Origin of the sequence: Gillisia limnaea DSM 15749, from assembly GCF_000243235.1 — a bacterium.
Taxonomy (GTDB): domain Bacteria; phylum Bacteroidota; class Bacteroidia; order Flavobacteriales; family Flavobacteriaceae; genus Gillisia; species Gillisia limnaea.
In genome coordinates, this window is the sequence record NZ_JH594606.1 from 2,482,112 (window position 1) to 2,494,870 (window position 12,759).

The window sequence follows — 12,759 nt, forward strand, 5'->3', positions numbered from 1 at the left end:
GCCATGGAAAACAGGATATTAGGATTGCATCATATTACCGCTATTGCGGGAGATGCCCAAAGAAATTATGATTTCTACACAAAAGTGTTAGGATTGCGAATGGTAAAGAAAACCGTGAATTTTGATGATCCCCAAACCTATCATTTTTATTTTGGAGACGGAATGGGAACACCGGGAAGTATCCTTACATTCTTTCCATGGCCCCGGGTGAAACAAGGTAAAAACGGTGCCGGAATGGCCACAGGAATTGGGTATTCTGTTCCGGAGGGAAGTCTGGAATTTTGGAGAGCGCGTTTTAAGAAATTCAATATTCCTCATGGTAAAATTTCAAAGAAGTTTGGAGAAGATTTTCTCGATTTTCAGGATCCGGATGGTTTAAACCTGGAGTTGATAGTTTCAGGGAACAAGGATGAGCGCAAACCCTGGGAAACAAATGAAGTAAAGTCTAAAGTAGGCCTAAAAGGTTTTCACAATGTTACGCTCACCTTAAACGATCACAAAGCCACCGCTGAAATACTCACCGAAATTTTTGGATATGAAATGGAAGGAACAGAGAATAACCTATACCGTTTCAGGACCAGTGCTATTGAAAATGCAGCTGTGGTAGATATTCTTGAAGACCCAAAAGCCGAAAGAGGACAAAATGCAGGTGGAACCAATCATCACGTAGCCTTCAGGGTGAAAGATGAAGAGACCCTTATGGCATTCCGGGAAAAAGTAATGCAAAAAGGATTGCAGATCACAGAGAAAATTGATCGGGATTATTTCTTTTCCCTTTATTTCCGGGAGCCGGGAGGAGTATTATTTGAGGTTGCTACAGATAATCCTGGTTTTGCCACAGATGAAACCTTGGAAGAACTGGGAAGTAGTCTGCAGTTGCCCGATCGTTATAAAGGGGCGAGAAAACAAATTGAAAAATTATTGCCGGAACTGAAGCAGTAAACATTGAGAATTGGAGTTCAGGGAAAAAATTCCCTGAGCTCTTTTTACTGTCAATTAAAAAAGAAAACAATGCATACAAAAAATATTATAACCGCGGGAAAAGACATTTCAGAAGCCAAAAAAGTATTGGTGCTTTTACACGGGCGCGGCGGTAACGCACAGGACATACTTTCTTTGGCAGATCACTTTCCCTTAGATGACTTTTCGGTTTTTGCCCCACAAGCCACTAATAATTCCTGGTATCCGTATTCTTTTTTGGCCCCACCTGCTCAAAATGAACCCTGGCTTTCTTCAGCATTAGAGATTTTGAGGAATTTACTGGAAGAAATAAAAAGTAAAGGAAAAGCATCAGAAAATATTTATTTTGGCGGATTCTCTCAGGGAGCCTGCCTTACAGCAGAATTTGTTACCCGAAATGCATCCAGGTTTGGAGGGGTATTTCTTTTTACTGGTGGACTCATTGGCGATAAAATAGATACTGAAAATTATAAAGGAGATTTTGCAGGAACTCCTGTTTTTATTGGCACCGGAAATCCGGATGCCCACGTACCGGTAGAAAGGGTGAACAAGACCGCTGAAATAATGGAAAAGCTCAAGGCAGAAGTAACCGTAAAAGTATATGACAATAAACCGCATAGCATTTCACAGGACGAAATCGAAATTGCGAATAAACTCGTATTTAAATAACCAGTACGTTCCATATCACACGCATTTATAGCGATGAGAATGGAGACAGCCGTTTTGAAGATACACAAATCGCCCTGGAGGATTTCGGTGATGCTCCGGGATTATTGATCTATTAATTTCTTTCTTCCAAGGATCCTCAATCTATACTGCCGAAGTTTTACCTTGATATTGCTGATATGATTTCTGTCATATTTAAAATGCCTGTAAGCAGTTAACTTTATGAGGAAGTTTAAAAACCTTTTAAAATGGATGTTTCTATTTTCTTAGCACAATTCTGGGGTTGGTATCTGCTTATCTTTTTCTTCGTTCTAAGTTTTAACCCTATCAGGATCAAACAAATATTTATTGATTTTAGCGATCAAAAATTTTCTATAATCACCGCCTTTCTTGCTATTATTTTAGGATTGGTTAATATCCTCTTACATAATATTTGGGAGCCAGATTGGAGATTTCTTATTACCGCATTAGGCTGGGCCTCCCTTTTCTTTGGCCTGGCACTGTTCATTTTCCCAAATCCCTCGAGAAAACGCCTTGAGGTCATAAATGTAAAATTGGTTCAGGTTATATATGTACTCCTATTTCTACTAGGTATTTTTCTGTTGAATATGGGGTATCAATTGGTATTATATTAATTTTAAATTATTAAAAATGGGAGTCCTTATTAAAAAGTTCAAAGATATTAGCATTGCAGATATTCCCCAGGTAGGAGGAAAAAATGCGTCTTTAGGGGAAATGTACAATGAGTTATCTTCGGAAGGAGTGATGGTTCCCGATGGATTTGCAACAACTGCGGAAGCTTTTTGGCTGTTTTTAAGGGAAAATGAAATTGAAAAAACCCTGGAAGATCTTCTGAAAGAATTGAATAGGGAAGATTTTTCAAACCTCCAGGAAATAGGTCCAAAAGCAAGAAAGCTAATTTTAGAAGCAGATCTTTCTGAAATTTTTCAGCAGGAAATTATAGAGGCATATCGTGATTTAGGGGATGATCATGAGATAGAAGTAGCCGTGCGCAGTAGCGCTACTGCTGAAGATCTTCCCGATGCGAGTTTTGCCGGGCAACATGATACCTATCTGAATATAATGGGAAATGAGGCTTTGTTACGATCGGTGAAAGAGTGCTTTTCTTCATTATATACGGACAGGGCAATAAAATATCGGGAGGATAAGGGATTTAAACATCACGATATCGCACTTTCGGTTGGAGTTCAAAAAATGGTGCGATCAGACAAAGCCTGCTCGGGAGTTGGATTTACCATTGAACCGGAATCGGGTTTTAAAGATATCATTCAGCTTTCCGGGGTTTATGGATTGGGAGAAAACATCGTTCAGGGAACTGTGAATCCTGACGAGTTTTATGTTTTTAAACCCACCCTTCAGCAGGATAAAAATGCCATCGTGCAAAAAAAACTGGGCAGTAAGGAAAAGACCATGGTCTATGCGGAGTCTAACGGCCATGTTTCCACAACAAATATAGCTACCGAAATCTCAAAGCAAACCCGGTTCGTACTTTTAGATGAGGAGGTAATTACCCTGGCGAAATGGGCTTTGGTTATTGAGAACCATTATGAAAAGGCGATGGATATTGAATGGGCAAAAGATGGCATTACCAATGAGCTTTTTATCACACAGGCACGGCCCGAAACCGTTCATCATTCAAAAGATAAAAATATTTATATTGAATTTAAACTAAAAGAAAAAGGGGAGCTTCTTTTGAGCGGGAACGCCATAGGATCAAAAATAGCGGTAGGTCCTGCCAGAATTTTACATTCTACCAAAGATTCGCATAAATTGCAAAAAGGAGATTTTTTAATTACAGATACCACCAGTCCGGATTGGGATCCTTTATTAAAAATAGCAGGCGCTGTGATCACTAATCGGGGGGGGAGAACAAGTCATGCGGCTATAGTAGCCCGGGAACTTGGAGTGCCGGCAGTAGTAGGAACAAATCTTGCTACTCAAAAAATTAAAGATGGAGAGCTTATCACGGTTTCCTGTGCCGACGGAAATACCGGATCGGTTTATAAGGGAGCTCTCAAATTTGAAGAAAAAGAAATTGATTTTAGCAGCATAAAACTTCCCAAAACCGAAGCTAAGTTCATCCTCTCCGATCCTGAAAGAGCTTTTCAGCTTTCCTTCTATCCAAATAATGGGATTGGACTGCTTCGAATGGAATTTATCATTACCCATATGATCAAAATTCACCCAATGGCGCTGGCTAAATTTGAGGAAATAAAAGATCCGGGAGTAAAAAAATCCATTGAAGAACTTACACAGAATTATTCCAAAAAAGAGGATTATTTTATAGATCAGTTATCTCAGGGAATAGCTGTAATGGCAGCTGCTTTTTATCCAAAAGAGGTGATTGTGAGGATGAGCGATTTTAAGTCTAATGAATATGCAAACCTTATTGGTGGGAAGCAGTTTGAGCCAAAAGAGGAAAATCCCATGTTGGGTTTTCGTGGTGCCGCAAGATATTACAGCGATTTATACCGGGAAGGCTTCGCCTTGGAATGCAAAGCTATCAGCAAAGTAAGAGAAGAAATGGGGCTGATAAATGTGAAAGTGATGATCCCTTTTTGTAGAACTTTAGAGGAAGGGAAAAAGGTCATTGAAATCATGGCAAAGAATAAACTTGTACAGGGCGAAAACGGGCTTGAAGTCTATATGATGGTAGAAATCCCCAGCAATGTTATTCTGGCGGAGGAATTTGCAAAGATCTTTGATGGCTTTTCAATTGGTTCCAACGATCTTACCCAGCTTACCCTGGGCATAGATAGGGATTCGGAATTGATGGCTTCTCATTTTGATGAAAATGATCCTGCAGCAAAAAAAATGATCGCTCAGGCTATTCAAAAAGCGAATGAAGCCGGGTTAAAAATAGGTTTATGTGGACAGGCACCCAGCGATTTTCCCGAGTTTGCATCTTTTCTGGTAAAGGAAGGAATCAGCAGCATTTCCTTTAACCCGGATGCATTATTGAAGGGAATTGATAATATCAATAAGGCAGAAGCTCTTAAAAAATAACGATACCACTTAAAAACAGATCGATCTGGATTTCACGACTCATATTCTGGCAGCTAAAGAGGTTATTCTCAGCTTAAATTCAAATTTCCTTTATCTTATCTACCGCTTCTGCTTCTGTGAAAAAATACGTATCCCAATCATTAAAATGGGATTAGTTAGTTTGCAGCTACAGGAAGGAATTCATCGAAATTCCGTATTTTTTTTTAATCATTTGTATTCTTTCCAGGTGAAACTTTTAGACTGAAAACCCTGATCCTGGCAAACCGGTTTTTTTATCCCTGACTTTGCCTTTAAGACTTCTGTTAATCCGGGAGTTTTTTCTTTTTTCGTTGATTTTTTTACTTAAATCAGGAATACGAACAGGCTTATCCAGGCCTTCCATTAGGATCCTCGCCATCAAATAACAAACTGTAGATTCTGCTCCCTGATTAATATTTACGTTTTTTTCTTCAACTCCATCCCTGCATCCTCCTGTTAATGGATTGTATACGATTTGCGATAGGTGATTTTCGCCCAGGAACCAGTTGAAAGCCCTTTTCATCAAATCTTTATAGGCCTCATTTTTAAAGGTTTTATAGAAAATATCCAGACTGTTTATAATACAAAAAACATCAATAGGCTGTTCTCCGTAACGATTAGGTTGAGTACCCTTTTGATACCAGCCCCTGTTTGATATCACCCTAAAATCTCCATTCACGAACATTTTGGAGAGCAAGAAATCAAAAGATTCTAAAGAGGTTTTTTTATAGGCTTCATTTCCGGTTACTAAATAGGCATAAAGCAGAGATTCCGGAAGTATACTGTTGGCATAGGTTAAGTTCTCTTCAAACCATTGCCATTCCTTTTCCTGGTTGATATCATACCGTGTAATGAGGTTTGCCGCAAGGTTTTCAATATGCCGTGAAATATAGCTTTCCTTTTTCACCTGCAGATACTTATAAAGCCCCTTTATTGTGAAACCAATAGCCCTGGGGGATAATACCCCAGCGATCCAGGGATCACATTTCAGCATGCATAGTAAGGCTTTATTTGTTATTTCTTCAGGCAGGATGTTTTGTAGGAAGATCACGGTTCCTAAAGCCCAAACAGCCCGGGCATTGGAGTCTTCTAAATTGACGTAATCATTTTTGATGTGAACTTTATCATATTCATCTATATAATTCACAAAAGTGCCTTGAGGAGTCTGACAACGTTCAATAAAATTCACATAAGTTTTTATGTTTTTAAGGATCCTGGTTTCCTTAAAGGATTCAAAATGCATGCACAGGGCAATTAGGGCCCGGGCATTGTCATCTAAGGTATACCCTGAACTTATATCCGGAATACAGATTTTTGAAAACTGTATCATTCCTCTTTCTGTAGTAAGCTTATTAAAGTGGCTTAAATTTATTGGCGGATAATCATATATGATCTGGTCTTTGATTTTTAGGAGTTTATGATAAAGTTTTACATGCCGTGTAGCGATATTTTCCCAGGAGGACGCACTGGTATTTTGAAAAGTATTTAAACTCATTCTTTCCCTGAGCTTTTTATTTGAAAGCAATTTTATCCCTGCTTTTGCCAATTGTTTGGAATCACCAATATTTATTATATACCCCAGATCTTTAGTGAGTATTTCCCGGGTGTGGGGAATAGAAGTGGCAATTATTGGGCAGGCACAGCTCATTGCATAGGCAAAGGTGCCGCTAACGGCCTGATTGGGATCTTTTGATGTGAATAAATAAATATCGGTAGCTTGTAAAAGTTCCAGCAATTCTTGCAGTTCTACATAGCGATCAATAAATATTACATATTTTGAAATCCCGAGAGCCTTTACAAGCGCTTCAAGGTATTCCCTGTATGTATCCCTGTCATTTTGGATATTGTTTGGATGAGTTTTTCCAATGATAAGATAAAATACCTCCGGAAATTTTTCAATCATTTCCGGAAGCGCATATAATGCGGTTTCAATACTTTTTCCGGAGCTAAGAAGCCCAAAGGTGGAAAGCAATATTTTCCCGGAAAACCCATATTTTTCTTTTAATTTTTCGCCTTCGGCCCATTTGACCAGGTGGGTACCATGTGGGATATATTCTATCAATTTGGGATCTATATCATATTCTTCCTGAAGGATCTCTGCAGATCTATGTGTCATTACTGTAATAGTCATGGCGTGAGAAGCTAAACTCTTCACTACCGCTTTCAGTTCATCATTGGGATTGGACAAAACTGTATGGAATGTGAATACTACCGGTTTGTTGATGACATTCAGAAAATCAAATAAATAATCTCCATAGGAGCCACCAAACAATCCAAATTCATGTTGAATATGGATCAATTTTATAGCGTTGTCCAGATTTAATTCCTGAGCGATTTTTGAGTACTCCTCACGCACAGTAGAATTCAGGACATATTCTGCAAAGGAACCTGGTTGCCCTTCTTTTTTTAGATCGCATTTAATACAAGTAAAGCTCTCACTGAATTTTCGGGATATAGCTTTTATAATATCGGTGGTAAAAGTCGCAATTCCGCACTCCGTTGGTGGAAAACTGGACATAAATAATATTTTGGAATTTTTGATTTTGCCGTTCATCACATATCATCTTTAAGTTCATTTAGCAGGGTTTTTATATTCATCGAGGCTAATGCAACCCGGAGGTCGGCTGCACCATAATAGATGTAAAATTCTTCATCTTACAAAAGTCTTTCAGTTGGAAATACGACATTGTTCACTACGCCTTTTTTTTCCTCGGGGTTCAATTTTGGGTTTTTCTAGATGCGCCAATACTTTGCACGGATTATCATCTAATAAGGCGGCAGCCGCGTGGTAAATTACCCCTGTTTTTGTTGCCTGTGCCGCGTGATAAATCAATAACCAACCATCATCGGTTTCAATTGGGGGACATCCGGCCCCAATATGACTACGTTCATAATGAAATGAGGGGTTAAGAACGATATGCTCTTTTGAGCTGGAAATATAATTGCTCCAGTATTCTTCAGTTAATTCTTTAGGGTCTTCATAATAAGCAATTTGAATAGAAGGGTACAAGCGATGTGAAAAGGCAAATTTTCCGTGGATCTTTCGCGGGAAAAAAACAAGGTTTTTATCCCACCCATATAGTTCTGTGTTAAGCAGCCTTGAAAGCTTATATTTTTCAAATAGATTGTAGAACATCAAATGTTTATCGCTTATATCCCCTAAATTCATACGTATAAGAAGACTGTATGCATCATAACTGAATCTGGGGGTGATAATGCCATGCCTTTCAAATTTTTTCAGGTTCTTGGAGATAGCATAGGCACTGGAAACATTTACCCCGTCATAAGCCGAATAGGTCAAATAATAGGTGCTTTCTATTTTTGTTATACGAGGGTCTTCGGTTCCATGGGATTCATTGTTATTACCCGGGGAAAATACCGGCTCTGTACACCGCTCGATTACCTCTCTTGGACCCTTTAATTTGCAGTAACCTGGGGTGGAAAAATTTCCCTCGCTAACAGCCCTGTAAAAAAGATGCACAAATTTGCCTTCCCTTATAGCAGCGGGATTGGACACTCCTGCGTTATTAAAAAAATTCTCCGTCTTACTAAGAATTATTCCGTGTTTTTTTACAAGTGGATACATTGCTTTTATTGAAAATTTTCCTTTTCAATTTGATTTAAAAAAGGATCTAATCCTATGATATTTATCATGTTACAGAAATTTGATATAGGATTGAAAGAAAGATGAAATCCAAAAACATCAATGCTTACAATTTGCATAAAATAGCAACTGAAGTTGGCTTAAATTGAGAAGTGAACTTCAAAAACTTTGAATTTGAAAATTGATAGTACACTATGGGAAGATATCTTTCAGCGAAACCATAATCGAATTTGTGGTTGATAAACTGAATGTATTAAGGGAGCTATTTCAATAGACAGGCAGTAAAAAAATACCCATAAACCTGAAAAATAGCTTAAAAGAAAATAGTGTTCTATAGAATTATTTATGGTGAATTTTAAAAGAGAACTTCTTTGAATTCCCAGACTTTCCATAGAAAGAGCAGGAAGAATGAAAATGCCACAACAAGTTCCATAAAACTTGAAGCCAGGAAACCAATAAAAGACCCATAGGCTGCTTTTAATGCCGATTTTCGATTGCTTTTATTAATAAGCTCACCAATAAATGCCCCTACAAACGGACCAATAATAACTCCGAATGGAATTGGTGAAAAAAGACCAACAACGAGCCCAAGCGTGGCTCCTATCATGCCATATCTACTTCCGCCATAACGTTTGGTTCCCATAGCCGGAATGATGAGATTGAGCGCATAAATTAAAACTGCAATAAATAGGGTAATCCCTAAAAACCAATAATTCATTGGCACAGAAGGGGAGAGGTACAAGACCAGCAAACCTACCCAACTAATTGGAACTCCCGGTAAAACAGGTAGAAAGCTTCCAAGAATTCCTAAAACCATGAGAAATGCAGCAAGGGAAACAAGAATAATATCCATCTAGTTGGAACGGTCTTTAAAGGACAGGTCTTCTTCACTTAAACCATTTTTAAGAGTATCCTTATTCCCGGATTTTTGAGCTTTTCTGTCTTTTAAAAATTTCAGAAAATCATTTACTGTGTCATCGGAAGCAGAATCCAGAAAATCATTAAACTCCTTTCTTAATTGTTCTTTATCCATTTTAGTATCGATTATAACTATTTTTTATCGCTTAACCCTTAAATTAAAATCTTCTCAATTGCTTTTCCCCTATAAATTTGACAAAGTTTTGGGTGGGGTCTTCTTAAGTATTATAAAAGAACGGCTACAATTATTTAGTTGTTTACGCCATACTAAATACAACATTAGTATACCCAAAAATACAAAATTTTGGGGCATCATTGATTTCTGAAGTTTGCTAAAATAAATTTTTAAACTAAAAGATTAGGTTTAACTAATTATTTAGTTTAGATTAGCAATATCAAAATTAGTTACCTCGCTTTTTAATGAGGTATTCCGTGTAATAGTAAAGCTTTTTTTGATAGATGAAAATTAAAATATGAACATACCTGAAAAACTTTCTAATATAGAAGAATTCCAGAGGATATTGTATAGGTTCGTTAAAACAATAATTTAAGCAAATGAAACAATTAACCAAAGCAGAAGAGGAGATCATGCAGATCCTATGGCACCTCAAAAAGGCCAATGTTGCAACCATAATAGATGAGATACCGGAGCCTAAACCCGCCTATAATACCGTATCTACCATTGTTCGGATTTTGGAGAACAAGGAATTTGTAGCGCATCAAAAAAAGGGAAAGGGATATGTTTATTTCCCTTTGGTTGACAAAGAAACCTACAGCAATCAAAGCATGAATAAGCTTATGGATAATTATTTTAACGGTTCTTTTAAAAGTATGGTTTCCTTTTTTGTGAAGAAAAACGATCTGGATACCAAAGAACTGGAAGCAATTCTAAAAGAGATCAATAAAAAAGATTCCTGATATGTTAGTTTATATCCTACAAGTAATACTATTTCAACTCCTGTTTCTACTGGTGTATGAAGGCTTTCTGAAGAAAGAGACGTTTTTCACCTATAACAGGTGGTATTTATTATCTACTTCAATATTTGCTTTTTTGCTGCCATTGATCAAGATAGAAGTCTTTTCCACGCTTGTACCTGCAGAATCCATCGCTGCTATAACCAATGTTTGGCTGCCGGAGGTATTTATAGGAAATACACCCCAGGAAATTCAGTATTTACCTGCTGTGGAGATCAGCCGGGAAAGCAACTTTATCAACTGGTGGTTTATTGCTTATGGAGTTGGAGCAATTGGAAGCCTGTTCCTGCTGCTTAGAAAGTACCAGAATTTAAACCGATTATTCAGCTTTAAACCGATTTCTTCGGAAAAAGATCTGCGCATCATTGAAGTTCCCAATTCTACCATCGCATGTACTTTTTATAAAACGGTGTTTTTGGGCGATAAACTTTCTGAAGTCGAAAAACAACAGATCCTTTCCCACGAGCTGGTGCACGTAAAACAGAAGCACAGCCTGGATTTGGTGTTTTTTGAAGTGCTTAGGATTATTTTCTGGTTTAATCCGCTCATTTACATCTATCAAAATAAAATCGCTACAGTTCACGAATTCATTGCAGATGAAGCTGTAGTGAAAAATACGGGGAAGCTGAATTATTATGAGCAATTGCTCAACAGTGCCTTTAATACCCAAAACATTTCATTTATCAATCAATTTTTCAATCATTCATTAATCAAAAAACGAATCGTTATGTTACAAAAATCAAAATCTAGAACAATCGCAAAATTCAAGTATCTCGTAATATTGCCGCTAATGCTGGTGATGCTTACAGTAGTTTCCTGCACGCAGGATGATCCTCAACCAATGGCGGGAGAAGAATCTTTATTAGAACAACTTAATAAGCTTAAAATTACCCTAGAAGAAAGTGAGGAAATATCAGAGGAAGAGAAGAGGAAAATAATTGAAATAAAGTTAGCCGCAGATGAAGCTATACAAGAATATATACGCAGCAAAGGAACTGATGATTCAGGTATTACTACAATATATGAACAAGTTCCTGGTGAAAACAAAAACGAATTAGGCCCTGATGTTCCTTTTGCAGTGATCGAGGAGGTGCCGGTGTATCCGGGTTGTGAAAACCTTGGCTCCAATGAGGAAAAGAAAAAATGCATGTCTGAAAAAATTACAGAACACGTGAACAAGAATTTTAATACAGGCTTAGGAAAAGAGCTAAATTTAAGCGGAAAAAATAGGGTAATTGTTCAATTTAAGATCGATAAGAATGGAAATATAACCGATGTAAGATCCCGTGCGCCGCACCCTTCCCTGGAAGTAGAAGCAGAAAGGGTGATTAATAGCCTTCCTGCAATGGAACCCGGAAAACAAAGAGGAGAAGAAGTTGGAGTTATGTATTCATTGCCAATAGTATTTCAGGTAGGTGAATAAGTTATTTGTCATAGTATTCTTGTTTGCAATTGTTAAAGCCGAAGCTCAAACTTCGGCTTTAGCTGTTTCAGATAGTTTATATGCCGTGGGAAATTATTCTGAAGCTATAGGAGTGTTGAAAAATATTTCTTCAGCTTCTGAAACAGTAAATCTCAAACTGGCCAGAGGTTATAAGGCACGGGGGGATTTCAATGAAGCAGAAAAATATTTCAAGCTTGTGTTGCAGCAAAATCCCGAAAGGATCTTAAGTGCATTGGAATTGGGAAAACTTTTAATAATTCAACAAAAACTGGAAAAAGCAGATAGTATTTTCAGAAATCTTACAGAAAGATATCCTGAAAATGCCGGTTTTCAATATCAGCTGGGATTGATCAAAGAAAAGCAACAGGATAGCACGGCGGGTATTTATTTTAAAAATACCATTCAGCTGGAACCATTGCACCAGGATGCCTTATTCAAACTTGCCAAAGATGAATTACAACACCGGGAATATGGGATGGCTATCAATTACAGTTTGATGGGCCTTAATGCCAACCCGGGGAATGTTTCGTTGCTTTCTATCCTGGCCCAAAGCTATTACAATCAAAAATTATACGAAAAAGCAATCCCGGAATTTGAAAAAATACTGGAACTGGGGCAGGGAAATGAGTTTGTGCATTCCAGGCTGGGTTTTGCATATTACAATGAAGGAATGTACGAGAAGGCGATTGAACAATATAACACTGCCCTGGAATTTGAAGACAGAAATTCAGATACCCATTACAATCTGGGGAAGTTGTATGCCATTACCGGAGATCTGGAAAAATCTGAAATTCATCTCTTAATGGCAGTTCTTATCAAAAAACAACCTGTAGATGCAGAATTTTTGAGTCTTGGCCTAACCTATAAACTTCAGCAGGATCATAAAAAAGCGCTCGAATATTTTAACAGTGCACTTGAGGAAAACCCTGAAAATGAGCGTGCTTTATATGAACGCGCTATCGCTGCGGACAATTATTTCAAGGACCTAGAGACCAGGATCAATTATTATGTGGCATATCTCAATAAATTTGAAGCTAAAGGAAATGGAGATTTGATCTACCTGGCAAAAATCAGGTTGAAGGATTTGAGAAAAGAGCAACATTTATTAGAAGAATAGAAGCGGTATAGGTTTTCATTGTAACAGAAA

Annotated in this window: 11 protein-coding genes; 7 read left to right on the forward strand and 4 right to left on the reverse strand. The window is 37.7% G+C overall.

Annotated features, from left to right (window positions below; all coding sequences use genetic code 11):
- Positions 1–3 precede the first annotated feature (3 nt).
- From GILLI_RS12800 to ppsA, 4 genes are all read left to right on the forward strand, one after another.
- Entirely contained in the window at positions 4–942 is a 939-nt protein-coding gene (locus GILLI_RS12800; RefSeq protein WP_006989540.1) for a ring-cleaving dioxygenase, read from the forward strand.
- 69 nt (positions 943–1,011) lie between these two features.
- On the forward strand, positions 1,012–1,629 hold the full coding sequence (locus GILLI_RS12805; protein ID WP_006989541.1) for an alpha/beta hydrolase: 618 nt from the start codon (positions 1,012–1,014) through the stop codon (positions 1,627–1,629).
- A 245-nt stretch (positions 1,630–1,874) separates the two neighbouring features.
- Positions 1,875–2,261: a hypothetical protein gene (locus tag GILLI_RS12810; RefSeq protein WP_006989542.1), complete on the forward strand. Its 387-nt coding sequence runs from the start codon at positions 1,875–1,877 to the stop codon at positions 2,259–2,261.
- A gap of 16 nt (positions 2,262–2,277) precedes the next feature.
- Positions 2,278–4,653 (forward strand): phosphoenolpyruvate synthase, encoded by a 2,376-nt coding sequence (gene ppsA / locus GILLI_RS12815; RefSeq protein WP_006989543.1) that lies wholly within the window; start codon positions 2,278–2,280, stop codon positions 4,651–4,653.
- Positions 4,654–4,888: 235 nt separating this feature from the next.
- Here the strand turns inward: ppsA and GILLI_RS12820 are convergent, their stop codons facing one another.
- The 4 genes from GILLI_RS12820 to GILLI_RS12835 all read right to left on the reverse strand — a co-directional run bounded on the left by GILLI_RS12820 (position 4,889) and on the right by GILLI_RS12835 (position 9,308).
- The gene (locus GILLI_RS12820) at positions 4,889–7,225 is read right to left on the reverse strand and encodes a glycosyltransferase (RefSeq protein ID WP_006989544.1); all 2,337 of its coding nucleotides are present in this window, start codon (positions 7,223–7,225) and stop codon (positions 4,889–4,891) included.
- 114 nt (positions 7,226–7,339) lie between these two features.
- Positions 7,340–8,257 (reverse strand): glycoside hydrolase family 130 protein, encoded by a 918-nt coding sequence (locus GILLI_RS12825; RefSeq protein WP_245545633.1) that lies wholly within the window; start codon positions 8,255–8,257, stop codon positions 7,340–7,342.
- A gap of 373 nt (positions 8,258–8,630) precedes the next feature.
- Positions 8,631–9,128, reverse strand: coding sequence for a DUF456 domain-containing protein (locus GILLI_RS12830; protein ID WP_006989545.1), 498 nt, complete (start codon positions 9,126–9,128; stop codon positions 8,631–8,633).
- A complete protein-coding gene (locus GILLI_RS12835) occupies positions 9,129–9,308 on the reverse strand; it encodes a hypothetical protein (RefSeq protein WP_006989546.1) in 180 nt (59 codons plus the stop codon). It lies immediately after the preceding gene.
- A gap of 440 nt (positions 9,309–9,748) precedes the next feature.
- Here GILLI_RS12835 and GILLI_RS12840 point away from each other — a divergent pair, with 440 nt between their 5' ends.
- From GILLI_RS12840 to GILLI_RS12850, 3 genes are read left to right on the forward strand one after another with little or no spacing between them, the layout of a single operon-like run.
- Entirely contained in the window at positions 9,749–10,111 is a 363-nt protein-coding gene (locus GILLI_RS12840; protein WP_006989547.1) for a BlaI/MecI/CopY family transcriptional regulator, read from the forward strand.
- A gap of 1 nt (position 10,112) precedes the next feature.
- The gene (locus GILLI_RS12845) at positions 10,113–11,591 is read left to right on the forward strand and encodes a M56 family metallopeptidase (protein WP_006989548.1); all 1,479 of its coding nucleotides are present in this window, start codon (positions 10,113–10,115) and stop codon (positions 11,589–11,591) included.
- Positions 11,584–12,729, forward strand: coding sequence for a tetratricopeptide repeat protein (locus GILLI_RS12850; protein ID WP_156798674.1), 1,146 nt, complete (start codon positions 11,584–11,586; stop codon positions 12,727–12,729). Before GILLI_RS12845 ends, GILLI_RS12850 begins: the two co-directional genes overlap by 8 nt.
- Positions 12,730–12,759: the final 30 nt, after the last annotated feature.